This is a genomic window from Ochrobactrum sp. CGA5 (assembly GCF_006345815.1).
GTDB lineage: Bacteria > Pseudomonadota > Alphaproteobacteria > Rhizobiales > Rhizobiaceae > Brucella.
Genome location: NZ_VCIG01000038.1, coordinates 704,138 through 726,194 on the forward strand (window position 1 = coordinate 704,138; position 22,057 = coordinate 726,194).

Genomic DNA, 22,057 nt, shown 5'->3' on the forward strand with positions numbered 1-22,057 from the left:
CCATACTAGAGCATTTTCAGTCGTTCCACCCCTCTGGAACCACCTTAGACAGCCGCCCCCTTGGCCGAAGGGCATGCAATTTCTTCTTCACGATCTTCCAGCCCGGCGCGCGCTTCAACGCCGCCGAACCGACGCTCGCGTTGACGAAAAACTTGATAGGCAGCATCAAGATCAGATGCGCGAAAATCCGGCCAATGAATGGGCAGGAATAGAAACTCGGAATACGCAGCTTGCCACAGCAGAAAGTTCGACAGGCGCATTTCCCCGCTGGTACGGATGATAAGGTCCGGATCAGGAAACCCTGCAGTGTCCAGATTTGCCGCAATCAACTCGCTGGAGATCGAAGCCGGATCAAGCCGTCCGGCAGCGACATCCCGCGCCAGACTTCTCACGGCACGAACGATCTCGTCACGAGCCCCATAGTTGAAAGCTATAATGAGATTGAGGCCAGTATTACGGTGAGTGAGCGTTTCGGCTTCGATCAGCAATGCCCGAATATCGGCTGCAAGTTCGTCACGTTCACCGATAATGCTGACTCGCACATTATTGCGGTGCAGTTCCGCGAGATCGCGGCGGATGAATATCTTGAGCAGCCCCAGGAGGTCATTGACCTCACCGCTCGGGCGCGACCAGTTCTCCGAAGAGAAAGCAAACAAGGTAAGGTAACCGAGGCCACGGTCCCCGGCTGCCCTAACAATTTCGCGAAGAGCCTCGACGCCTGCCCGATGTCCGGCACTACGCGGCAAATTGCGCGCCTGCGCCCAACGGCCATTGCCATCCATGATAATGGCGATGTGGCACGGATCGGACATGGCGAAGCTCTCCCTCAATGAAAACCATGCAAGGCCTAAACCTGCATGATCTCCCCCTCTTTCACTGTCACAACCTTATCCATCTCTGCGATGGTTTCGTCGGTCAGCTTCTGCACTTTTTCTGACAGGATACGGCTTTCATCCTGACTGATCAGACTGTCCTTCTCCAGCTTTTTCAGCGTGTCCATACCGTCGCGGCGAACGTGGCGGGCCGCAATACGGCCTTGCTCAGCGTACTGGTGGGCAATCTTTACCAGTTCCTTGCGGCGTTGTTCGTTCAGTTCAGGCAGCGGAATGCGCAGCGTCGTGCCATCGGTGATGGGATTGAGACCCAGACCGGAATCGCGAATGGCGCGCTCCACAGCGCCTACCATGCTTTTGTCCCAAACAGACACCGAAAGCATGCGCGATTCGGGAACTGTGATATTGGCAACCTGATTGATCGGCATTGTTGAGCCATAAGCCTCGATCACAATCGGCTCCAGCAAACTTGCAGAAGCTCGGCCCGTACGCAAACCGTTAAGATCATGCTTCAGAGAGTTGATAGCGCCTTCCATGCGGCGTTTCAGGTCGTTGATGTCAAAAGCATCACTCATGCATTTTCTCCTTCGATACGCAGCAAGGATCGATCAATTATCGGACACAATCGTGCAGCGTCCCTTGCCTTGCAGAATTTCGGCCAAGCCGCCGTTTTCATGGATGGAATAGACTATTATCGGAATGTTGTTCTCACGCGCAAGGGCAACAGCGGCTGTATCCATAACTGCAAGCCCGCGATCGAGAACTTCTTTATGGGTCAGACTGTCGAAACGCGTTGCGTTCGGGTCCTTCTTCGGGTCGGCCGAATAGATTCCGTCAACCTGCGTCCCCTTCAACAGCGCATCCGCTTCAATTTCTGCAGCGCGAAGAGCTGCTGCCGAATCCGTCGTGAAGAATGGATTTCCGGTCCCGCCTGCAAAGATCACGACCTTGCCCTCGTCCATATAGGCCGTAGCCTGTCTCTGTGAAAAGCTCTCACAGATTTCAGGCATGGCTATGGCCGAAAGCACGACTGAATCAACTCCGATTTTGTGGAGGGAAGTGCGCAACGCAAGCGAATTGATGACCGTGGCCAACATTCCCATATGATCGCCTGTCACACGATCTCCGCCCTTGGAGGCTACAGCAACGCCGCGGAAAATATTGCCACCGCCAATCACAACGCCAACTTCGACGCCAAGCGCCCGTGCCTGCTTAATGTCGCTTGCGATACGGTCTGCCACTGAAACATCAATGCCAAAGCCCTGACTGCCCATCAACGCCTCGCCCGAGGCTTTCAAAAGAACGCGTTTGTAGGCGGGCTTGCCGGACATTGGATGCTCTCCGCAGATTGTGATCAAGTGGTTGTGTCGGGGTTCCGATACACGAAGGGCACCGCGTTGTCACGCGATGCCCTTCATAATCACAAGCCTTTTGAGGCGATAACTGTTTAGCCTTTGGCGGCAGCAGCTACTTCAGCAGCAAAATCGGTTTCTTCCTTCTCGATGCCTTCACCGAGAGCAACGCGGACAAAGCCGATGATCTTGGCAGGTGCGCCAATGGTCTTTTCAGCTTCCTTGAGGGCAGCAGCTACCGTCAGATCGGGATTGATCACGAAAGCCTGCGAAAGAAGAACAACTTCTTCGTAGAACTTGCGCATACGGCCTTCGATCATCTTTTCGATGATGTTGTCCGGCTTACCGGATTCACGAGCCTGCTCGATAAAAATCGCCTTTTCGCGCTCGGCAGCAGCCGGGTCAACGTCTTCGGCGGTCAGAGCCAGCGGGTTGATCGCGGCCACGTGCATGGCAACCTGACGGCCGAATGCGTTTGCAGCTTCTGCATCGCCAGCAGTTTCGATTGCAACCAGAACGCCGAGCTTGCCAAGGCCGTCAGCAACACCGTTGTGGATGTAGGTCGCGACAACGCCCTGTGGGACGGTCAGCGCAGCCGAACGGCGGAAGCCAATGTTTTCACCGATGGTGGCAACGGCGTCCTTCGCCGTTTCGGTAACTGTCTTACCGTCAACGTTGGCGTTGGCAACAGCTTCGGTCGAACCGTCGGTCGACAGCGCAGCCTGGGCGATCTTGCGGACCAGATCCTGGAAAGCGTCGTTGCGAGCAACGAAATCGGTTTCGGAGTTGACTTCAACGACAACAGCCTTGTTGCCTGAAGCTGCAACGCCAACCAGACCTTCAGCAGCCGTACGGCCAGCCTTCTTGTCGGCCTTTGCAATACCCTTGGCGCGCAGCCAGTCAACGGCGGCTTCGATATCGCCATTGGTTTCAGCAAGTGCTGCCTTGCAGTCCATCATTCCGGCGCCGGTAAGGTCGCGGAGTTCTTTGACGAGAGATGCGGAAATGCTCATGATGTCGCCTTTCATGAAAGCGAAGGCACACCGGATGGGTGTGCCAACTTTTAACCGGCGCTTGGTTTCTTGATCGCGATTGGACTGAGCATTGCACTTCAGGAATCACAATCCCGCACCGGGATGAAACGAGATTATCCACCCGCCCTATCACAGATATGACGGATGGATGAAATCATACGCTGATTAAGCGCCTTCAGCCGGAGCTTCGAGGGCTGGCTCAACCGGAGCTTCAACCTGCGCACCAACGTCGATGCCCATTGCGCCCTGCTGGCGAGCAATACCGTCGAGAGCAGCACGAGCAATCAGATCACAATAGAGAGAGATGGCGCGTGCGGCGTCGTCATTGCCCGGAATCGGGTAGTCGATCTGGTCTGGATCGCAGTTCGAGTCAATCACTGCAACAACCGGAATACCAAGACGCTTGGCTTCCTGAATAGCAATCGCTTCCTTGTTGGTGTCAATGATGAACATCAGGTCCGGAACCGAACCCATGTCCTTGATACCACCGAGGGCACGGTCAAGCTTTTCACGCTCGCGCTCGAGGTTCAGACGTTCCTTCTTGGTGAAGCCCTGAGCTTCGCCAGCCAGAAGTTCGTCGAGCTTGCGCAGACGCTGGATCGAATTGGAGATCGTCTTCCAGTTGGTCATCATGCCGCCGAGCCAGCGTGCATTGACGTAATACTGTGCCGAACGGTTGGCAGCATCGGCGATGATGTCCGATGCCTGACGCTTCGTACCGACGAACAGAACGCGACCGCCGCGAGCGACCGTGTCCGAAACGACCTTCAGCGCATTGTGCAGCAGAGGAACCGTCTGAGACAGATCGAGAATGTGGATATTGTTACGGTCACCATAGATGTATGGTGCCATTTTCGGGTTCCAGCGATGGGTCTGGTGGCCAAAGTGAACACCAGCTTCCAGAAGCTGGCGCATGCTGAAATCAGGCAATGCCATCTTTATTTTCCTTTTCCGGTTTAACCTCCACGGGCTGAGGCGATTTTTCGCCACCGGAGGTCTTTGCCGGATTTCTCCCGACAAAAGCCCAATCCCGTGTGTGGAATAGGCGCGCTGTTAACTGATCGCGCCGCAAATTGCAAGTCGTCTACACAATATAGCATCGAACAGACGAACAAACACTCCAGTCCGTGTGCTTATTTGCACGTCGCAGCCTGCTTTGCCGCATCATAGACATCAAGCTTCACAAGCTTTCCGCGCATGGAAAAATCTCCATAATCCATAGTGAGGTCGCGGGTAATACCATTGCGATAAAGCTTGAAATTGATGCGATAGATTGGCAAGCCGTCCTGCTTTTCCTTGTCATCGAAATAGGCGATCGTCACCGGCCAGACCTGATCCTTGGAAAATTTGCCCATGACCTTGGTCTCGTCGTCCGGCAGAGACTGCTCCTTGCCGACGACGACGGTGGTAGCAACCACCCTGTCAGCATCTTCGGAAGCATCGAAAAGCGACGTCTGGTAGAATTTCTGCCCGGCCTCCGCCTTGCCGATCAGTTCTTCCATATGTCCGGTCGGAAATTGCGTTGCCTTGAGGTCAAGCCTGTTTTCCTTCGGCTTGCTTAATTCAACGACTGTCTTGCCACCCTCGAGCTTCGCGTCACCGCGGACTTCCTTGACCAGTTCCTTGTCCACGAAGGTCTTGTTGACGAAACGGAAGCTCTTTCCGTCTGCACCTTCGAAAGTTGTCGTCTGCTGGTCGGTCACACGCTGCGGCTGTTCTTCCATATCGATCCGCGTCACGAAACGGAAATTGGTGGTGTAGCCTTCACATGCCGATCCGTTGAACTCGTACACCATTCGGCCAGTCAAACCGCTGATCCCTGATTTTTCATCGGCACGATCCAGTGTCAGATCATAGACTGCGCGATGTGGAACCAACGTTACCGTCGAGGCCGCATGAGCGATACCGGTGAATCCGGCCCATACACAAGCAGCCGCTCCGCTCGCCGCCACCACACTCTTAAAAAAACGCATACATGAATCTCCCGATGAGTTGACGAGCATGATAAAAAAACTCGTGGCGGAAGCGAGGCAAAAAACGCACTCTTCCCAAAAGCTTCACCGATTCTGCCTATATGCAGATCGCAGAGTGCCTTTATAAGCAAGGATTAATGTAATGACTGACACAATCGACGACCGCCTTAAAAATCTGGGTATATCCATTCCAGAAGCTGCAGCACCCGCCGCCAACTATGTTCCTTTTGCACAAAGCGGTTCTTTACTGCTTACATCTGGCCAGCTTCCGCTAGAAGGCGGAAAGCTTGTGCATACCGGCCAGATCGGTAACGAACTCGCGGTTGCACACGGACAAGCTGCAGCACGCGCCTGCGCTGTCAACATCCTTGCCCAGGCAAAGGCTGCGCTTGGTGACCTTGGCCGCATCAAAAGCATTGTGAAAATTACTGTTTTCGTGGCCTCTACACCCGATTTTGTGGAACAGCACCTTGTGGCCAATGGCGCCTCAGATCTCCTAGTTGCAGTTCTGGGCGATGTCGGCAAGCATGCCCGCTCGGCCGTTGGCGTTGCCAGCCTGCCGCTCAATGCGCCAGTGGAAATAGAAGCAATTATCGAAGTTGCCTAACATGACTTCCATCGACTGGATCAAGAAGCGTCCCGTTGCCCATCGCGGACTGCACGATCTCAATAAAGAGCGCTGGGAAAACACACTGTCAGCGTTCGAGTCTGCAGCCAAAGCGGGCTTCGCGATCGAATGCGATGTTCATCTCACCCGGGACGGCGGTGTCGTCGTCTTTCACGATGATGAGCTGAAGCGCCTCGCCGGTTGCGAAGGCTACATCAGCGATTTAACACTGGAGGAAGCCACTGCATTGAAGATCGGCGGTACCGCCGATCAGGTGCCGACGCTTCGCCAGATGCTTGATCTCGTTGACGGCCGTGTCCCCCTCGTCATTGAACTAAAGGGCATCGAAGGCAAAGATGATGGTCTGGTTGCCGCCGTCGCGAAAGAACTGATGTCCTATAGGGGCGAAGTCGCAATCATGTCTTTCGACCACCATCTCATTCGCCGGTTTTCGATAGATGCACCGGGAATTCCTGGTGGTCTTACCGCCGAAGGCACACGCACGGAAGATTTCGAAAGACATTTCTCCATGCTCGCGCATGGCGTCTCATTCGTCTCCTATAACGTGCATCATCTCCCCAACCCGTTCGTCACCTTCGTTCGGGAGAAGTTGCAAATGCCTGTGATCAGTTGGACGGTGCGGGATCGGGAAATGCAGAAGCATAGCGATCTCAATGTCGATCAGATCACCTTCGAAGGCTTTGATCCCCGCGCACTCGTAGCTTGACGACAATACGCCGAACCCCGCAAAATATGCGCGATAACGGCAAAGGAATAGCGGTGAACGACGAAGATCCGCAGAATGAGCAAAGTTTCGTTATCCGTGTCGTTGAGAGCATCAGCGAATTCACGGCGGACGAATGGAACAGTCTTGTCGGGGCATCCCGGCAGGACGCGGATTACAATCCCTTCATTACCCGCAACTTTCTGTCGGCGCTGGAAGGATCCGGCTCGGTTTCACGGCAAACAGGCTGGCTTTCACGCCATTTGCGTCTTGAAGATGATCAGGGCCGCCTCATCGGAGCCGTACCGAACTATCTCAAGGGACATAGTCAGGGAGAATATGTTTTCGACCACGGATGGGCTGATGCTTTCGAGCGCGCCGGTGGGCGATACTATCCCAAATTTCAGGCTGCGGTGCCTTTCACTCCGGCCACCGGCCCGCGCCTCCTCAATCACATCGCCTATGAAAGCCACACTGTTCGATTGGCGCTGGCAGGTGGGCTACGGGAACTAGCTGATCAATCCGGCGTCTCGTCCGCTCATGTCACCTTTGCACTGCCGGATGAGATTGACGCGCTGAAGCGTGCAGAGTTTCTTCATCGGACAGATCAGCAGTTTCACTTTAAAAACAATGGCTTTAACAGCTATGACGATTTTTTAAATGAACTGGTATCGCGGAAACGAAAAGCGTTGAAAAAAGAACGCCGTGAAGCGCTGTCGGATGGCATCGAAATCGACTGGCTGACCGGGAGCGACCTCACAGAAACCGTCTGGGATAGCTTCTTTGCGTTCTATATGGATACGGGCCGCCGCAAATGGGGGCGACCTTATCTGAATAGGCAGTTCTATTCGCTAATCGGTGAAAGCATGGCGGAAGACATTTTGCTCGTCATGGCCAAACGCAACGGAAATTACATTGCTGGTGCTATCAACTTCATTGGTGGCGATACACTTTTCGGTCGTCACTGGGGCTGCATCGAAGATCATCCGTATCTACATTTCGAGGTTTGCTATCATCAGGCAATTGATTTTGCGATTGATCGAAAGCTCAGCGTCGTAGAAGCCGGAGCACAGGGCGAACATAAAATCGCTCGTGGCTATGCGCCGGTCACGACCCATTCGGCGCATTATATCGTCCATGAAGGCTTTCGAAACGCCGTTCGTGACTATCTCGATCATGAGCGTCGTGAGGTCGAACAAATTCAGATCGCCTTGGAAGAGCACTCACCGTTCAGAAATGTCTGACTCCAAAACACGATTCGATCCAGTTGAGTGAGATCACTGCTCTAACCGTTTGTTTTAACGTGAATTTTAAGCGAAGGACGCTTCACACCTTTCGGGATGCGCTCGATCCATCTTGCCTAACGCGAATGGATACGGTCTGATCGTGTCAAACATTTCGCATTGGAGAGAATCGCATGTCTGCCATTTATGACGACAACAATATCTTCGCCAAAATTCTACGTGGTGAAATTCCATCCACCCGTGTTTATGAAACCGACGATGTTGTGGCATTCATGGATGTGATGCCACAAGGCACGGGCCACACGTTAGTTGTACCGAAGGCACCCTCCCGCAATCTGCTTGATGCCAAGCCGGAAACCCTCGCCAGCGTGGTTCAAGTCGTGCAGAAAATCGCGCAGGCCGTAAAGAAGGCATTCAATGCCGATGGTGTAACTGTCATGCAGTTCAACGAACCCGCATCCGGCCAGACTGTCTATCATTTGCACTTTCATGTAATCCCGCGCTTTGAAGGAGTAGCGCTTAAGCCCCATACCGGACAGATGGAAGACGCGGCAGTTCTTTCAGTAAATGCTGAAAAAATTCGCGCAGCACTCTGATATGACTCTTGCTTTCAAAGTGTAAGCAGACCGATTACCAGCAGGATTTCCGCAACCAGCACACCGACGAGCAGTCGCTTGCCGGTCATGAGAAAAGCGGCAAATCCTGCCACGGCGGAACCGGCGCGAAGCCAGAGAGGTGAATTGGCTAGTTCTCCATTGGGATAGAGAATAAGCTGCGCGATAACGCCTGCAACCAGCGCGGTGGCAACGCAGCGCACGAAAACAAGAGCCTCAGAGTCTTCGCGCATGCGCCCGCCAACCATGACTCCCATCACACGAAACAGATAGGTTGGAAGTGCCCCAGCCAGCAGGATAAACAGAAACGGCCACCACCAGGTCGACAAGCTGTCCCAGTTCATTCACGTGCTCCTGCCGGCATGCGCTGAATTCGATGAAACCCAAATGCTATCAACCCACCGAGAACGCCCGTAATCAATAAATCATAGCCGGGCGCTAGATGATGAAATATGGGAAACAGAACAATCCCGGAAATCATTGCAATTTGCCCTGCCCGTTCTCTCGCCGAGCGCCAAAGCGATGTCAGAAAATACATCGGCGTCAGCATGAAAAGCGCCGCGAAAACAATCGGTGGAAACGAGGTCGATAACGAATAGATGATGGCGACGACGATCGCATTAGTCCCCACCAGAACCATGCCGATTCCCGCAAAGTAGCTTGTTCGCATATCCCTCGGGATTTTGCGAAGCTCCTCCATGGCCATTACCCAGGCGGTCACGGCGACGAAATGACAAAGGATCGCTAATGTCAGTTTCCGCGTTCTAGGTCCTTGCAACTCTGGAAGCAGCGCGACCACCATTGGCATCAAACGCACGGACGAAAGTCCCACGGCGAGAGCCGCAGCAGGCAAAGCCACACCCGCGCTGATCGCGCCAATCAGAACGACCTTTGCCGGGAGCGCCCAGATGGTCAGTGTCATAAATACGGCTTGAACAACGGTGATGCTGCTTTCGATTGCCAGTCCCGCAAAACCGACGAACGAACTCATCAACAATAGGGCTGGAATGCTGCAAATGCGCGTACAGCCGCGCAAGAACCATAGCAGATGACGATGCTCTTCTGAATCTTGCTCGGGATTATGGGAATGAGTCGGCAGCATAGCATCACGTTAGAGCAAGGTCCGAGAAAGTTGCACCCCGTTTTTATCGCTTTGATCGGAAAAAATCAGATTTCGTTTACGCCAGTACCAACTCAAAATGAAATGGCCCTCAACGAGGGCCATTTCAGTCGATTGTTACTTTTTACGTGGCACTTTCGGCACCGAAGATTTTGCCGTCGAAGCCTTCGAGGAAAGCTTCGGCGCTGGCTCGTCCTTGCCCGCCAATACCTTTTCTTTCTCTGCCTTCTTCGGCGCAGCCTTCTTGCGTTGCAAATGCTTTTTCTCAGCCGGAATGTCCTTCTTCGGACTAACCGGCTTATCCGCCACGCTTTCCAGTGAAAGATCGGTCTTTCCGTCCGGCTTCGTCACGACATCAACACGGACCGTGCCACCGTGCTTAAGTTTTCCGAAAAGCACTTCATCGGCCAACGGCTTCTTGATGTGTTCCTGGATAACCCGGCCAAGCGGACGCGCGCCCATGCGTTCGTCGTAACCTTTATCAGCCAGCCAAGCGATTGCCGCTTCAGTCAGTTCAAAAGTCACGCCGCGCTCGGCAAGCTGTGCCTCAAGCTGAAGCACGAACTTCTGCACGACCTGATGAATGACCGGAACCGGCAGCGGACCGAACGGAATAATTGCATCCAGTCGGTTGCGGAATTCCGGTGTGAACAAGCGGTTGATCGCCTCCATGTCATCGCCTTCGCGACGCGTGGAGCCAAAGCCGATTGCCGCCTTGGCCATATCCGCTGCACCAGCATTAGTGGTCATGATCAGAATCACATTGCGGAAGTCGATTTTCTTGCCGTTGTGATCGGTCAGCGAGCCGTGATCCATCACCTGCAACAAGATGTTGAACAGATCTGGATGCGCCTTTTCGATTTCATCGAGCAGCAGCACGCAATGTGGATGCTGATCAACGCCATCCGTCAGGAGGCCGCCCTGATCGAAACCGACATAGCCGGGAGGCGCACCGATAAGACGCGATACGGTGTGACGCTCCATATATTCCGACATGTCGAAACGCAGGAGTTCAACACCGAGCGAGCTCGCCAGCTGTTTGGCGACTTCCGTCTTGCCAACACCGGTTGGACCGGAAAACAGGTAGGAGCCTATTGGCTTATCCGGTTCGCGCAATCCCGCACGGGCAAGCTTTATTGAGGCTGACAGCGCTTCGATCGCCAAATCCTGACCATAGACAACACGCTTCAGTTCCGCGTCGAGATGCGACAGAACCTGTTCGTCATCCTTCGATACCGACTTCGGCGGGATACGGGCCATTGTCGCGATTGTCGCTTCGATTTCCTTCACGCCGATGGTCTTTTTGCGTTTATTTTCAGGCAACAGCATCTGACTGGCACCGGTTTCGTCGATCACATCGATTGCCTTATCTGGCAGTTTGCGATCCGAAATATAACGCGCAGACAATTCCACCGCCGTCTTGATGGCGTCAACCGTGTACTTAACCTTATGGAAATCCTCGAAATAGGGCTTCAGTCCCTTCATGATTTCGATCGCATCCGGGATCGATGGCTCATTGACATCGATCTTCTGGAAACGACGCACCAAGGCACGGTCCTTCTCGAAGAACTGGCGATATTCCTTATAGGTGGTCGAGCCGATACAACGGATCGCACCAGACGAAAGAGCAGGTTTCAACAGGTTCGACGCATCCATGGCACCGCCTGAAGTGGCGCCAGCGCCAATAACCGTATGAATCTCGTCGATGAACAGAACGGCGCCCGGATACTCTTCGAGTTCCTTGACGACCTGTTTCAGACGTTCTTCAAAGTCACCGCGATAGCGCGTTCCAGCGAGGAGCGTACCCATGTCGAGCGAGAAGATCGTCGCATCTGCAAGTGCTTCTGGCACCTGTCCTTCAACAATCCTCTTTGCGAGACCTTCAGCGATCGCGGTCTTGCCGACACCGGGATCACCCACATAGAGCGGATTGTTCTTGGAGCGCCGGCAGAGCACCTGGATGGTCCGGTTGATTTCGTTATCGCGCCCGATCAGGGGATCAATGCGCCCAGCCTTGGCCTTTTCATTCAGGTTGACGCAATAGGCAGACAGTGCGTCCTGCTTCTTCTTAGCGCTTTCTTCCTGCTCCGTACTGGTGCGTTCTTCGCTGGCACTTTCCGCGCCGCGTGGCGGACGAGTTTCGTTGCTTTGCGGGCGTTTTGAGATGCCGTGCGATATATAGTTCACCGCATCGTAACGGGTCATCTGCTGTTCCTGGAGGAAATAGGCAGCATGACTTTCCCGTTCAGCGAAAATAGCAACCAGCACATTGGCACCGGTCACTTCCTCACGGTTCGAGGACTGCACATGGATAACCGCGCGCTGGATAACACGCTGGAAAGCGGCAGTTGGTTTCGAATCTTCGTCATAACCTGTTACGAGATTATCAAGTTCGCGATCAATATAATCAGTAACGATACGTTTTAGATGCTCAAGGTCAACGCTACAGGCACGCATAACTGCGCCTGCATCCTGATCGTCGATCAAGGCAAGCAAAAGATGTTCGAGCGTCGCATACTCGTGATGCCGCTCGTTTGCTATTGTGAGGGCTTGATGCAGGGCCCTTTCAAGGCTTGGGGAGAACGATGGCATATGACCTCACTTTTTCTCCATCACGCATTGCAGCGGATGCTGGTTTTGGCGGGCGAAATCCATGACCTGGCTGACTTTGGTTTCGGCGACTTCGTATGTAAACACGCCGCACTCGCCGACCCCATGATTGTGAACATGCAGCATGATACGTGTGGCATCATCTTGGCTCTTCTGGAAAAACCGCTGCAGGACATGAACGACGAACTCCATGGGGGTGTAGTCGTCGTTGAGGAGCAGAACACGATAGAGGCTTGGCTTTTTAGTTTTCGGCTGTGTACGCGTGACCACAACGGTGCCGCTTTCCGGACCATTCCCACCGTCGGTTTTGCTTTGCATGACTATATCGAGATGCCTCATGAAACCTATTACCCGAGTGCCCATCCGTCTGACCCAACTTGCCCTATAATGTAGGTCGTCATGTGATGATTTTAAGCCCTTCATTGGCGCTTGCAACCGGGACTTATTACAATAACCCGGCTTGACACAGTTATATGGCATCGTCCGAATGATGGAGCTTGGCCAAACAGCCCTATGCGGATAGCTGGGATTATCGCGAGCATACAAAATTACGCCAAATAATTGTTCGCAAAAAAGCAAACCCTATAGAAAGGGAGGCACATATTGGAGTTTCGCTGACATGAGAAATAATATCCTTCTCCTATAATAAAAAAATAATAGAATTATTTTGAATAATATAAGAAAAGATTTTTCAATACGCATTGTTTTCAAAAAGCTGCTCATCTCCCCCTACCCAGTCGGAACAGCAGCAAAACTAAACTCGCGAAAGCGAGTTTTTTGTTATCAGCCAAAGCTTCAGCTACACTGAGACAAAAATCGCATCTTAAAAACACATATGTGTGAGCGAGCGAGATGTTTCTGATTTGAACTATCGGGTCGTCATGACGACCGTTTCGATTTTTTCCAGAAATTTATGAACAATGCGGTTACCATAAACGGATTGGTAACGCTGATGACAGTAGGATCACCGAATTAGACGCTGTGTGCCTTTTGTGCCGCAGTTCAAAAATCCGGGATACAGGTAGGTCATCATCGTGCGTACCGCATTTAGTAAAGCCGCATACGCCTTGAGAAGAGCGGCGCAAGCCACCCTTCTTCTTGCAGTTGTAACGGGGTGTTCAACAGCTTCGACAACGATACCGGCAATAGCGGCGGGCGATAGATATTCTGCTATCGTAGTCGATGCAAACACCGGAAAGACGCTTTTCGCCTCAAAGGCGGATGCTCAGCGTTATCCGGCCTCTCTCACAAAAATGATGACCCTCTACATGCTGTTCGAGGCGATGCAGGCCGGTCGCGTGAACAAGAATACTCGTATCCCCGTGTCAGCTTATGCGGCCTCACGTCCACCCACGAAAATCGGGTTTCGTCCAGGACAGAGCATTCGTGCTGAAGATGCTGTACTGGCCATGATCACGAAATCGGCCAACGATGTGGCAACCGCTGTCGGTGAATATCTCGGAGGTTCTGAAGAACGCTTTGCTCAAATGATGACTGCTAAAGCACGTCGTCTTGGCATGCGTAACACGACCTTCCGTAATGCATCTGGTCTGCCGAACATGGCGCAGCATACGACTGCACGCGACATGGCGATTCTCAGCATCGCACTTCGCCAGCATTTCCCAAATGAATTCTCCTATTTCTCGCGTCGCAGCTTCGTTTTCCGCGGCCAGACCATCAAAGGACATAATCGTTTGCTCGGTCGCGTTGAAGGTGTGGATGGCATCAAGACCGGTTACACGAATGCATCCGGCTACAATCTGGCTTCGTCCGTCAGTTTGGATGGCCGCAGGCTGGTGGCCGTCGTAATGGGTGGCAATACCGGCGCAAGCCGTGACGCCCACATGGCGCAGCTTATTAGCAAATATCTTCCTGCGGCAACGCGTAGCCGCAACGCTGCACCGCTTGTCGCAATGAGCAACGACGCACCACAAGTTGTTGCTTCAGTCGACCTTCCAAAAGCCCGAAATGCCCCTGTTCCCGTGATGCGTCAGGTCGCCGCCGTCGAAGATGTCATCAACAGCGAGAGCGGTGAAGGAGACAGCGACCAGCCTCAGGTTCTGGCCCTTGCAGCGCCGACAGCACGTCCAGCCGCATTGGCCGCACAGGCCGCCGTTCGCCCTACGCCCAAGGCCGCCGTTCCGTCTGCACCAGCTCAGGATGTAGATCCGGTCACGACCGCGTCCGCTCCTGTTGCGGGAGGGTGGGCAATCCAGATCGGCTCTCTGCCTAGTGAAGGCCAGGCACGCGATATGCTGGCCAAGGCTTCGGCTACGGCAGGTGGCACATTGCGCGCGGCTTCGCCCTATACCGAGACCTTCAACAAGGGTAGTGCGACTTTCTACCGTGCGCGCTTTGTCGGCTTCACGTCCAAGCAGGCCGCATGGGATGCATGCGCCTCGCTGAAGAAGAAGAACTTCGGCTGCTATGCAGTCGCACATTGATCGATAGCGAGGAGCCTCGTCCTCCTCGTTGCCAGCTTCAAACCCGAATTTGTAGTGTGTAGAGGGTTTCGAGATGTCAAATATTAGAGAAACTTTGGGCCAGCCACCGCTCAAGACAGCCGACTGGATACAGAGCGACGGCAAGGCTTCAGCGTTCGGCGCGTTATTCTCGGTGCAAGGTCTCAAACAGGCGGCCCTGCGAATTGCCGATGTACGGCGTGGCGCCGGCTTTCAGACCAGAGATTTGGTCGGACTGCTCGTCTGTCATGCGGCCCGCAACAAGCGGCTCGTTCAACCACGGGCTTCCATGCGGATGACACTCCCGATAAATTTTGATCGAGTATCGGTGCGTCTGACGATAGAAAGCTAACCCGACCACAGATAAAAGGAAAAAGAAGCAGCCGGCTAAACGGCTGCTCCTATCTTGCGTGTACAGATCACAACTTTAAAGCAATCCCAGCGCCGCCAGCTCCTGCCGCAACTCTGCTGGCAAAGCAGCCCTGCCCGTTTTACTTGCGGCCTCATCGCGCGGAACTTCACTTTCAGTCAAGTAGCGCCAGCCCTGAAAGGCGCGGCGAGGCTGCCACTCGGTCGGAACGACCTTAGGTTCAAGAACAAGGTGGCAGCGATTAATGCCTTCGCTATCCGTAAATGGGCGGATGTCCAGTAAACGCTGACGGCATTGGACGTTGCCCTTTATGACCCAATAGAGCGAGCCGCCTTCCAGCAACTCCTCAATCCGCTTTGGCACCATTCTTGTCGTATGAAACTGCTCCGGCACGAGACCGGCAGCGCGTTGTTCCGCTAAACGGAAATCGATCCACGCTGCGAGATCTTCGATACTGTCACAGCCGACGCAAAGTTTTACAAGATTGAGAGCCATATAGTTGATCTAGCCAAGACGAATGCGCGCTTCAAGCCTGAAGGAACGCACTTTGCTCAGAATTGCGATTCAACAGGCGACCACGTTTACAGCAAGTCCGCCCTGGCTGGTTTCCTTGTAACGCTCGCTCATATCGTGACCGGTCTGGCGCATCGTCTCGATGCAGGCGTCGAGTGGCACAAAATGCTTGCCATCTCCCTTCACAGCCAGCGATGCCGCAGTTACCGCTTTCACAGCGCCGAGTGCATTACGCTCGATACAAGGTACCTGCACGAGCCCCGCAACAGGATCGCAAGTCATACCGAGATGATGTTCAAGCGCAATTTCAGCAGCATTTTCAATTTGTTCCGGCGATCCGCCAAGTACAGCGGCCAGCCCCGCAGCGGCCATTGCCGATGCGGACCCCACCTCACCCTGACAACCCACTTCCGCACCTGAAATCGATGCATTATGCTTGATGACACCGCCAATCGCAGCCGAAGTCAAAAGAAAATCGCGGATACCTTTCTCATCGGCATCATCATGAAAATGCAGATAATAGCGCAGAACTGCGGGCACAACGCCTGCGGCACCATTTGTCGGCGCAGTGACCACCCGGCCCCCGGATGCGTTTTCTTCATTGACCGCCATTGCGTAAACTGAAAGCCAGTCATTTGCCAGAAGCGGATTGCTGCGGTTGTTCCGCCAGTCATCCTGCAGCTTATCATGAAGCTGTCGCGCACGACGGCGGACATTCAGACCACCCGGCATGATACCGTCGCGACTCAAGCCGCGTTCGATACAGCCACGCATGGCTCCCCAAATGCGATCGAGACCATTATCCAGATCTGCCCGAGCCATATGCTTTTCTTCATTTGCACGTTTCATTTCGGCGATCGAAAGCCCGCTGTCATGAGCCATCTGGAGCATTTCAGCGGCACTACGAAATGGGAAAGGCACATCAGCCTTGTCGTCTTGCTTAGCACCGCTGCGCTGAACGCGGCTCAATTCTTCTTCCGTCACGACGAAGCCGCCGCCGATGGAAAAATACGCACGACGCAAGAGAAGATTGTCATCAACGTCAAATGCAGAGAACGCCATGCCATTGGCATGGCCCGGCAAAGGCGTCTTCCGATCCAGCACCAGATCAATCTTTGGATCGAAATGATAAGCCGGATGGCCTTCGGGCTTCACCTTCTTTTCGGCGAACACCTTCTCGACCTCGACGTCCATAATGTCGGGATCAATTGTATCCGGCAGATGCCCGCACAACCCCAGAATAACGGCCCGATCCGTTGCGTGCCCGACGCCGGTATAAGCCAGAGAGCCGTGCAAACTTGCTTTCAGCCTGTGAATTTTTGAATGCGCGGGCCTTGGCCAGTTTCCGCCGAGTATCTCGTTGAGAAACATGCGTGCAGCCGTCATCGGGCCCATCGTATGTGAACTGGAAGGCCCAATGCCAATCTTATAAAGATCGAAAACCGACAGAAACATTCCACACCTTTTACAGCCGTCATAAGGCTGGTTGATTCCTGATCGCGATGCCACACGCAATTTGCTTGATCGTCCATACTAGACGAGTATCGGCAAATTGCAGTTAACGCGGAAACCGCGCATCTCTATCAGATAGTGTAGGAAAGGATCAACGCAAACGGGATGCCGAAATACGGCATAAAATTTCCGGAATACGCAGCGCCGCCTTACTTCTAGACGGAGAACAGATAGGCCATGAGAATGACAGCAGCGAGACCAACGACTGCCCAGAGCGTAACGCCCCAGCAGGATTTTTGAACGGTTTCGTCCATGGTTTTTTTTGGCAACCTTGTTGTGCAACTCTTTTAAACAGCGTCCTTCACAACACTGTTACCAGTCATATAGCTTTGTGATCAATGGAACGCAACGCCGAAAAACGTCTGAAATGCGGCGACAAAGCTCTTGCGATTCATATCGCATTTCTAAAGTTCTTTCTTTTCAAAAGGTTAGAAAAAAATAGCTTTAACGAAGGCTTAAAAGGGGCGGCAGAAATGCGGCATCAGGGTTGAGGCAGAAGCATATCTGTCTTGCCTGCGAGCCAGTAAGCGGCAAGCCCGACCCACTCACGCATGGCCACACTGAATCGCGAAAGCGCTTCGTTGGGAGATTCGAGGTAGAGTGCAAAGCGCTCGCTGGCACGCGTTTTGTAATCAACAGGCCAGGCGACAACGTCGAATCCCGCCTTGCGAAAACAACCAACAGATCGCGGCATATGGTATGCGGATGTCACCAGAAGCCAGGTTTCCCCGTGCTTGGGTTGAGCCAGTTTCTTGGAGAGAACGGCATTTTCAACTGTGTTGCGAGACTTGTTTTCATAGACATAGCGTTCGCCGGAAAAGCCGAGATCGAACAGCATCTGCCGAGTACTATCTGCCTCTTTGACAGATTCTTCAAAAAAGGCTCCATCACCTCCGGAAACGACGACCCTGGCGCCTGGATAAAGTCTCGCCAGCCGCATCGTCTCGAAGATGCGATCAGCCGCACTGTTCAACTCGAAGCCTTTGCGCCCAGCATTGATGTCACCGTTCATATATCCACCAAGAACGACAATTCCGTCCACGTGTTGCGGCATTTGATCCGGCTTCACGAAACGGTCTTCCAGTGGAGCAAGCAGAACGGAACCCAGCGTAGTGAAAGCCGCAAAGAACAGAAAGATGATCGACAGTCCCAATGCCCCCAAGGCGAACCGGAGGAAGCCGCGCCACATGGTCAAAAAAGCAATGAGAGCGAGAACGAGGATTATCGTAACAGGTTGAAAGAACAGCCAGAAAACCTTTGAAAGACTATAGAACAATCAAACCCTCCAATATGATGCCCTCGGCCTGCACAATGCCAGCACGAATCCGTGAGCGCTCGCATACTATAGTGTTGCAAAAGGCTGTGTTAGAGATTTGCCGGGAATCGAAAATGCCGGATATTTCTGTCCAGCCGGAAGGAACCATGACTAACACAACGTCTCAGGATACCGCACCTTCATCCCGTATTCGCCTTGGGCGCATCGATATCGCGCGGGGGATCGCGTTGATCACCATGGCGGTCTATCACTTCGGTTGGGATCTTGAATTTTTCGGCTATATGGCACCGGGCACGACCGCTCACGGCGGGTGGAAGCTTTTCGCCCGTTGTATTGCTTCGAGCTTCCTGTTTCTGGTTGGTTTCAGCCTCGTTCTGGCGCATGGCAACGGGATTCGATGGAAGCCAATGGCGAAACGGCTGGCGCAAATCGTGGTAGCGGCGGCCACTATTTCAGCCGTAACTTGGTACATGTCGCCCGACAGTTTTATCTTCTTCGGTATCCTTCACCAGATCGCTCTGGCCAGTGTACTCGGTCTTCTTTTCCTGCGCCTGCCCGCTATTGCAACATTAATCATCGCGGTGTTGGTCATCAGTGCTCCGCTTTATGCACGCGCCGATATCTTCAACAGTCCTGCGCTGAGCTGGGTTGGGCTGTCGACCATCACACCGCGTTCAAACGACTACGTGCCACTGTTTCCGTGGTTCGGAGCAGTTCTCGTCGGCATTGCTGCCGCTCGCATGTTTCAGCGCTTTGGCTGGCTCCAGCTATTGGCTGGCGGGATCAAACCTAAGTTTCTTGAAAAGCCGCTAACAACCATCGGCAAGCATAGCCTGGCATTCTACCTCATCCACCAGCCGGTACTGATCGCACTGGTTTATTTGTTATCGCACCTGATGCCTCCCGCACAGCCGACACCGCGAGAAGCTTTCACGCAATCCTGTGTGGCCGCATGCCTACAAAACGGTAGTGAACAGTTATGTCAGCAATTCTGCGGCTGTGTCGTAACTGAACTGGACAAGGCGAAACTGTTCGATGATGTTTTCAGCGGCAAGATCGACCAAGAGAACAACAGCACGGTTCAGGATATCGCACAAATTTGCTCTCCAGTTCCCGACAATCAGTAAAACGGATCAGGTATTGACCCCCAATTCGGCGAGACGCTCAATGCAGGATTCCTCGATCTGATCAAGTTCGCCCAGCGTCTCTTCAATGTCACGTCGCTTTTGACGAAGATCGGCGCGTTTTTCCTCGACGCGCTTCATAAGCAGCTTCAGTTGTCCGGTTTCACCAGGCGGTTCGCGATACATCTGGATGATCTCGTGAATTTCGGCAATGGAAAACCCAAGCCGCTTGCCTCGCAGAATCTGCTTCAAAAGATGACGGTCGGCGGGGCGAAACAGTCGCGTGCGACCACGTCTCACAGGAGCAATCAAGCCTTCATCTTCGTAAAAGCGCAAGGTACGGGTCGAAATACCGAACTCCCGCGTCAACTCTGTGATCGTATAATATTCGCGCACCACAACATCCCTGCCTTATATCGAGCGGATCAGGCTCTAAACCAAATTGGATTTAGGGCTTAAGTTGTGCTCCTGCATTTACGTAAAAGTCAACATTAAACCGATACAAACTAAAACACCGCTAGCTACAATTTGCTTAGAAGCTGCAATGATCAATTCATCGTGTCACACTGAACGATCAATGCACTCCCTGAGGTACATTGTCTGAAAAATCCCGTAATTCCTTGGTTTTCGGTTGATTGCGGCTTGCCATCATACTGCCACTCATGCGTTATGAACTTGCAAAAACCAGTTAAGAACGGCGATTCATGCAGCGCTCTATAAAATTTACTTTGATCGGGCTTGTCGTCATCGCGGTAATCGGTGCAGCTCCTTTTGCCGTCGAACCAATAGTGGTGAAGATTGGCGAAGGTTCGATTCGTCAACTCGCCAGAGACGGTAATTTCTGCCAGACAGAGCAATGCGACGAAGGCATGAATTATGCACTTGGTTTTCTCGAAACCAATTATGGCCTGTCGCCTCACGACGTTAAATGGTGTATGGGCGTCGATGTCATTTCCCATTATGAGTTACCATTCGGTAACGCATTGAAAAACTCAATAACCGACCGAATGTACCAGCGGTGTGGCGATCCAAAGCAAGATGAGCCACCCGGCAATCATACGGATGAATAAAGGCGCTCCTCATGAAGCGATTTTTGCGCATTGGCGCCTGGATGATACTTCTGGCCATCCTTGCAGTTACGATCAGTCCAATAAAATTCCGCCCAGTAACAGGTGAGCCTGTCGATCTGGAGCGGTTTGCGGCTTTCTTTCTGGTCGGCGCCCTGTTTGCCCTCGCCTACCCACGCCACTGGATGGGTGTTCTGCTGCTGACCGTCGGCTGCGCCGCACTTTTTGAACTAATGCAGCGCCTCGCGCCTGGACGTCATGGCGAGTTCATTGACTTTGTCTTCAAAGCCGCAGGAGCCACAGTCGGTATTGCCGTTGGTTATGGCCTCAGCCTTGCCCGTCCTTTCCGGCAGGAAAGCTGATCAAGCTGCCGGCATGGCTCCCAGCCGATCCCGTGCCGATTCACGCATGAACTCGAGATGAATCGAACGCAACAATGCTGCCAGATCGTCATTCGCGGCAGCAAACTGCCTGCCCCCTACCGCTTCGCACATCAAAGCCGATATTTCCACAGCGCCCATCCGCTTTCGCCCTGCAGCAACCGCTCGCCATGCCTCAATGGCAACGATCAAAGGCGCATGCGTGGCATCGCTCAGTCCGGCCGAGCGAAGTAGCGCAGTAATAGCGGCCGGCCGCCCCCCGGAAATGATCGCACAAATCCGCTCTTCGTCGAGATCGGAAAGCGCAGCAAGTATGCTCGCGAAGAAATCTATCCGACCTCCGGCAACGGCACGGATAACGAAGCTGGTCGTGATTTCACCACGCAACCGCAGATGCTCGACCAGCGCCGGCAGTTCTTCCTGCAAACAAGTTTCCGCCAGTTGCATGGACGCGCGAGCTGTCGCGTCACCCACGACTTTCTGGGCACGGCGCTCACCCAGAAGCAATTTCACCAACGGGAGAGATTGCAGAACCTCTCCAACCTTAACAGTCAGAAGATGACGGCATTCTGCAGGGAGATGCGGATGAGCCAGCAAAGCCTCCCTCACGAGAGGGTCGTGACCACAACGTTCGCTTATACGCCGGAAGGAAACGGGAGCAATACGGGCGCAGCTATTGGCCAGAATTTCAGCAACTGCTTCGCTGCTTCCAACTTCGGCTATCGCCGCCGCAACCGCGAATGAAACATGCGGGCGAGCAGCAACCAGAACCTGCATTGAAGGCGCACCATAAGCCACACGATCAATCAGATCTGCGTCACTGAGGAGCGTCGAGCGTGCAAGAATATATCCCGCAATCTCCGGCTGGTCGGCAGCAAGCGCCGCTATAATATGCAGGGGTGAATGCACACTGGTTGAAAGCACGTCTGCCATTGCCATGCGCACTTTCGGTGAAGGATCATCAAGCAAGAGTGTCAACGCCGCTTCAGCCCGCCCGCGAATATGATCTGGCTGCAGCTGATCAACACATTGCCTGGCCAATCGAGCCGCACGGACAGCACGCTCAGCTACCGGCTCGCAACGACCAATAAGCGCATCTTTTTCGATATACATTCTGGTCCCGCCCCAGATCATCCTTGTATTCGAAAATATTAAACTAAAATGGTTTACGAGCGGTTTACCATGTTTGTTAACCGCATTGTCGCAGCATGGAACCGAAAGCGTTCTCACTCGTTTTATCGT

The 22,057-nt window shown here is 53.4% G+C and carries 24 protein-coding genes; 9 read left to right on the forward strand and 15 right to left on the reverse strand.

Annotated features, from left to right (window positions below; translation table 11 throughout):
- Positions 1 to 44: 44 nt before the first annotated feature.
- From FJQ48_RS16460 to eipB, 6 genes are all read right to left on the reverse strand, one after another.
- Positions 45 to 812: an isoprenyl transferase gene (locus tag FJQ48_RS16460; protein WP_139976024.1), complete on the reverse strand. Its 768-nt coding sequence runs from the start codon at positions 810 to 812 to the stop codon at positions 45 to 47.
- A gap of 35 nt (positions 813 to 847) precedes the next feature.
- Positions 848 to 1,408: a ribosome recycling factor gene (gene frr, locus FJQ48_RS16465; protein ID WP_139976025.1), complete on the reverse strand. Its 561-nt coding sequence runs from the start codon at positions 1,406 to 1,408 to the stop codon at positions 848 to 850.
- 33 nt (positions 1,409 to 1,441) lie between these two features.
- On the reverse strand, positions 1,442 to 2,164 hold the full coding sequence (pyrH, locus tag FJQ48_RS16470; protein WP_139976026.1) for a UMP kinase: 723 nt from the start codon (positions 2,162 to 2,164) through the stop codon (positions 1,442 to 1,444).
- A gap of 116 nt (positions 2,165 to 2,280) precedes the next feature.
- The gene (gene tsf / locus FJQ48_RS16475) at positions 2,281 to 3,198 is read right to left on the reverse strand and encodes a translation elongation factor Ts (RefSeq protein ID WP_139976027.1); all 918 of its coding nucleotides are present in this window, start codon (positions 3,196 to 3,198) and stop codon (positions 2,281 to 2,283) included.
- Positions 3,199 to 3,384: 186 nt separating this feature from the next.
- Complete coding sequence (rpsB, locus tag FJQ48_RS16480) at positions 3,385 to 4,155, reverse strand: 30S ribosomal protein S2 (protein WP_139976028.1); 771 nt, start codon at positions 4,153 to 4,155, stop codon at positions 3,385 to 3,387.
- Positions 4,156 to 4,352: 197 nt separating this feature from the next.
- On the reverse strand, positions 4,353 to 5,192 hold the full coding sequence (eipB, locus tag FJQ48_RS16485) for a cell envelope integrity protein EipB (RefSeq protein ID WP_139976029.1): 840 nt from the start codon (positions 5,190 to 5,192) through the stop codon (positions 4,353 to 4,355).
- A 142-nt stretch (positions 5,193 to 5,334) separates the two neighbouring features.
- On the opposite strand from eipB, the gene FJQ48_RS16490 reads away from it, so the two are divergent.
- From FJQ48_RS16490 to FJQ48_RS16505, 4 genes are all read left to right on the forward strand, one after another.
- Positions 5,335 to 5,799, forward strand: coding sequence for a RidA family protein (locus FJQ48_RS16490; RefSeq protein ID WP_139976030.1), 465 nt, complete (start codon positions 5,335 to 5,337; stop codon positions 5,797 to 5,799).
- A 1-nt stretch (position 5,800) separates the two neighbouring features.
- Positions 5,801 to 6,526 (forward strand): glycerophosphodiester phosphodiesterase, encoded by a 726-nt coding sequence (locus tag FJQ48_RS16495; protein WP_139976031.1) that lies wholly within the window; start codon positions 5,801 to 5,803, stop codon positions 6,524 to 6,526.
- A gap of 53 nt (positions 6,527 to 6,579) precedes the next feature.
- Complete coding sequence (locus FJQ48_RS16500) at positions 6,580 to 7,767, forward strand: GNAT family N-acetyltransferase (RefSeq protein WP_139976032.1); 1,188 nt, start codon at positions 6,580 to 6,582, stop codon at positions 7,765 to 7,767.
- 173 nt (positions 7,768 to 7,940) lie between these two features.
- Positions 7,941 to 8,363, forward strand: coding sequence for an HIT family protein (locus FJQ48_RS16505; protein ID WP_139976033.1), 423 nt, complete (start codon positions 7,941 to 7,943; stop codon positions 8,361 to 8,363).
- A 14-nt stretch (positions 8,364 to 8,377) separates the two neighbouring features.
- Here FJQ48_RS16505 and FJQ48_RS16510 read toward each other — a convergent pair whose 3' ends face one another.
- The 4 genes from FJQ48_RS16510 to clpS all read right to left on the reverse strand — a co-directional run bounded on the left by FJQ48_RS16510 (position 8,378) and on the right by clpS (position 12,450).
- The gene (locus FJQ48_RS16510; RefSeq protein ID WP_139976034.1) at positions 8,378 to 8,725 is read right to left on the reverse strand and encodes an AzlD domain-containing protein; all 348 of its coding nucleotides are present in this window, start codon (positions 8,723 to 8,725) and stop codon (positions 8,378 to 8,380) included.
- Positions 8,722 to 9,372, reverse strand: a complete 651-nt coding sequence (locus tag FJQ48_RS16515; protein ID WP_139976035.1) for an AzlC family ABC transporter permease — start codon at positions 9,370 to 9,372, stop codon at positions 8,722 to 8,724. Before FJQ48_RS16515 ends, FJQ48_RS16510 begins: the two co-directional genes overlap by 4 nt.
- A 246-nt stretch (positions 9,373 to 9,618) precedes the next feature.
- Entirely contained in the window at positions 9,619 to 12,093 is a 2,475-nt protein-coding gene (clpA, locus tag FJQ48_RS16520) for an ATP-dependent Clp protease ATP-binding subunit ClpA (RefSeq protein ID WP_139976036.1), read from the reverse strand.
- Between the two features lie 6 nt (positions 12,094 to 12,099).
- Entirely contained in the window at positions 12,100 to 12,450 is a 351-nt protein-coding gene (clpS, locus tag FJQ48_RS16525; RefSeq protein WP_139976037.1) for an ATP-dependent Clp protease adapter ClpS, read from the reverse strand.
- A 695-nt stretch (positions 12,451 to 13,145) separates the two neighbouring features.
- Between clpS and FJQ48_RS16530 the strand changes: the two genes are divergently transcribed.
- Both FJQ48_RS16530 and FJQ48_RS16535 read left to right on the forward strand, forming a co-directional pair.
- The gene (locus FJQ48_RS16530) at positions 13,146 to 14,555 is read left to right on the forward strand and encodes a D-alanyl-D-alanine carboxypeptidase family protein (protein WP_139976038.1); all 1,410 of its coding nucleotides are present in this window, start codon (positions 13,146 to 13,148) and stop codon (positions 14,553 to 14,555) included.
- A gap of 73 nt (positions 14,556 to 14,628) precedes the next feature.
- Positions 14,629 to 14,925 carry a hypothetical protein gene (locus tag FJQ48_RS16535; protein WP_139976039.1) on the forward strand — a complete coding sequence of 99 codons (297 nt, stop codon included), beginning with the start codon at positions 14,629 to 14,631 and terminating at the stop codon, positions 14,923 to 14,925.
- A 75-nt stretch (positions 14,926 to 15,000) separates the two neighbouring features.
- On the opposite strand, the gene FJQ48_RS16540 is transcribed toward FJQ48_RS16535, so the two are convergent.
- The 3 genes from FJQ48_RS16540 to FJQ48_RS16550 form a co-directional block, all read right to left on the reverse strand.
- Positions 15,001 to 15,438, reverse strand: coding sequence for a DUF1489 family protein (locus FJQ48_RS16540; RefSeq protein WP_139976040.1), 438 nt, complete (start codon positions 15,436 to 15,438; stop codon positions 15,001 to 15,003).
- Between the two features lie 69 nt (positions 15,439 to 15,507).
- Positions 15,508 to 16,911, reverse strand: a complete 1,404-nt coding sequence (locus FJQ48_RS16545; protein ID WP_139976041.1) for an L-serine ammonia-lyase — start codon at positions 16,909 to 16,911, stop codon at positions 15,508 to 15,510.
- 538 nt (positions 16,912 to 17,449) lie between these two features.
- Positions 17,450 to 18,244: a YdcF family protein gene (locus tag FJQ48_RS16550; RefSeq protein WP_139976042.1), complete on the reverse strand. Its 795-nt coding sequence runs from the start codon at positions 18,242 to 18,244 to the stop codon at positions 17,450 to 17,452.
- Positions 18,245 to 18,390: 146 nt separating this feature from the next.
- On the opposite strand from FJQ48_RS16550, the gene FJQ48_RS16555 reads away from it, so the two are divergent.
- The gene (locus tag FJQ48_RS16555; RefSeq protein WP_139976043.1) at positions 18,391 to 19,371 is read left to right on the forward strand and encodes a DUF1624 domain-containing protein; all 981 of its coding nucleotides are present in this window, start codon (positions 18,391 to 18,393) and stop codon (positions 19,369 to 19,371) included.
- Positions 19,372 to 19,377: 6 nt separating this feature from the next.
- On the opposite strand, the gene FJQ48_RS16560 is transcribed toward FJQ48_RS16555, so the two are convergent.
- Complete coding sequence (locus FJQ48_RS16560) at positions 19,378 to 19,764, reverse strand: MerR family DNA-binding transcriptional regulator (RefSeq protein ID WP_010659960.1); 387 nt, start codon at positions 19,762 to 19,764, stop codon at positions 19,378 to 19,380.
- 308 nt (positions 19,765 to 20,072) lie between these two features.
- Between FJQ48_RS16560 and FJQ48_RS16565 the strand changes: the two genes are divergently transcribed.
- Both FJQ48_RS16565 and FJQ48_RS16570 read left to right on the forward strand, forming a co-directional pair.
- Complete coding sequence (locus FJQ48_RS16565) at positions 20,073 to 20,438, forward strand: hypothetical protein (protein WP_139976044.1); 366 nt, start codon at positions 20,073 to 20,075, stop codon at positions 20,436 to 20,438.
- A gap of 11 nt (positions 20,439 to 20,449) precedes the next feature.
- The gene (locus FJQ48_RS16570) at positions 20,450 to 20,797 is read left to right on the forward strand and encodes a VanZ family protein (protein ID WP_139976045.1); all 348 of its coding nucleotides are present in this window, start codon (positions 20,450 to 20,452) and stop codon (positions 20,795 to 20,797) included.
- Here FJQ48_RS16570 and FJQ48_RS16575 read toward each other — a convergent pair whose 3' ends face one another.
- Positions 20,798 to 21,928, reverse strand: coding sequence for a DUF2336 domain-containing protein (locus tag FJQ48_RS16575; protein WP_139976046.1), 1,131 nt, complete (start codon positions 21,926 to 21,928; stop codon positions 20,798 to 20,800). It abuts the gene before it with no gap.
- Positions 21,929 to 22,057: the final 129 nt, after the last annotated feature.

What these genes read in the sequence shown, in the direction of transcription:
- FJQ48_RS16510 (WP_139976034.1), bottom strand. Translation starts at nt 8,725, where the DNA reads ATGAACTGGGACAGCTTGTCGACCTGGTGGTGGCCGTTTCTGTTTATC.
- rpsB (WP_139976028.1), bottom strand. Translation starts at nt 4,155, where the DNA reads ATGGCATTGCCTGATTTCAGCATGCGCCAGCTTCTGGAAGCTGGTGTT.
- FJQ48_RS16460 (WP_139976024.1), bottom strand. Translation starts at nt 812, where the DNA reads ATGTCCGATCCGTGCCACATCGCCATTATCATGGATGGCAATGGCCGT.
- FJQ48_RS16490 (WP_139976030.1), top strand. Translation starts at nt 5,335, where the DNA reads ATGACTGACACAATCGACGACCGCCTTAAAAATCTGGGTATATCCATT.
- FJQ48_RS16515 (WP_139976035.1), bottom strand. Translation starts at nt 9,372, where the DNA reads ATGAGTTCGTTCGTCGGTTTTGCGGGACTGGCAATCGAAAGCAGCATC.
- FJQ48_RS16535 (WP_139976039.1), top strand. Translation starts at nt 14,629, where the DNA reads ATGTCAAATATTAGAGAAACTTTGGGCCAGCCACCGCTCAAGACAGCC.
- FJQ48_RS16565 (WP_139976044.1), top strand. Translation starts at nt 20,073, where the DNA reads ATGCAGCGCTCTATAAAATTTACTTTGATCGGGCTTGTCGTCATCGCG.
- eipB (WP_139976029.1), bottom strand. Translation starts at nt 5,192, where the DNA reads ATGCGTTTTTTTAAGAGTGTGGTGGCGGCGAGCGGAGCGGCTGCTTGT.
- FJQ48_RS16505 (WP_139976033.1), top strand. Translation starts at nt 7,941, where the DNA reads ATGTCTGCCATTTATGACGACAACAATATCTTCGCCAAAATTCTACGT.
- clpA (WP_139976036.1), bottom strand. Translation starts at nt 12,093, where the DNA reads ATGCCATCGTTCTCCCCAAGCCTTGAAAGGGCCCTGCATCAAGCCCTC.
- clpS (WP_139976037.1), bottom strand. Translation starts at nt 12,450, where the DNA reads ATGAGGCATCTCGATATAGTCATGCAAAGCAAAACCGACGGTGGGAAT.
- FJQ48_RS16575 (WP_139976046.1), bottom strand. Translation starts at nt 21,928, where the DNA reads ATGTATATCGAAAAAGATGCGCTTATTGGTCGTTGCGAGCCGGTAGCT.
- pyrH (WP_139976026.1), bottom strand. Translation starts at nt 2,164, where the DNA reads ATGTCCGGCAAGCCCGCCTACAAACGCGTTCTTTTGAAAGCCTCGGGC.
- FJQ48_RS16495 (WP_139976031.1), top strand. Translation starts at nt 5,801, where the DNA reads ATGACTTCCATCGACTGGATCAAGAAGCGTCCCGTTGCCCATCGCGGA.
- FJQ48_RS16555 (WP_139976043.1), top strand. Translation starts at nt 18,391, where the DNA reads ATGACTAACACAACGTCTCAGGATACCGCACCTTCATCCCGTATTCGC.
- FJQ48_RS16570 (WP_139976045.1), top strand. Translation starts at nt 20,450, where the DNA reads ATGAAGCGATTTTTGCGCATTGGCGCCTGGATGATACTTCTGGCCATC.
- FJQ48_RS16540 (WP_139976040.1), bottom strand. Translation starts at nt 15,438, where the DNA reads ATGGCTCTCAATCTTGTAAAACTTTGCGTCGGCTGTGACAGTATCGAA.
- tsf (WP_139976027.1), bottom strand. Translation starts at nt 3,198, where the DNA reads ATGAGCATTTCCGCATCTCTCGTCAAAGAACTCCGCGACCTTACCGGC.
- FJQ48_RS16545 (WP_139976041.1), bottom strand. Translation starts at nt 16,911, where the DNA reads ATGTTTCTGTCGGTTTTCGATCTTTATAAGATTGGCATTGGGCCTTCC.
- frr (WP_139976025.1), bottom strand. Translation starts at nt 1,408, where the DNA reads ATGAGTGATGCTTTTGACATCAACGACCTGAAACGCCGCATGGAAGGC.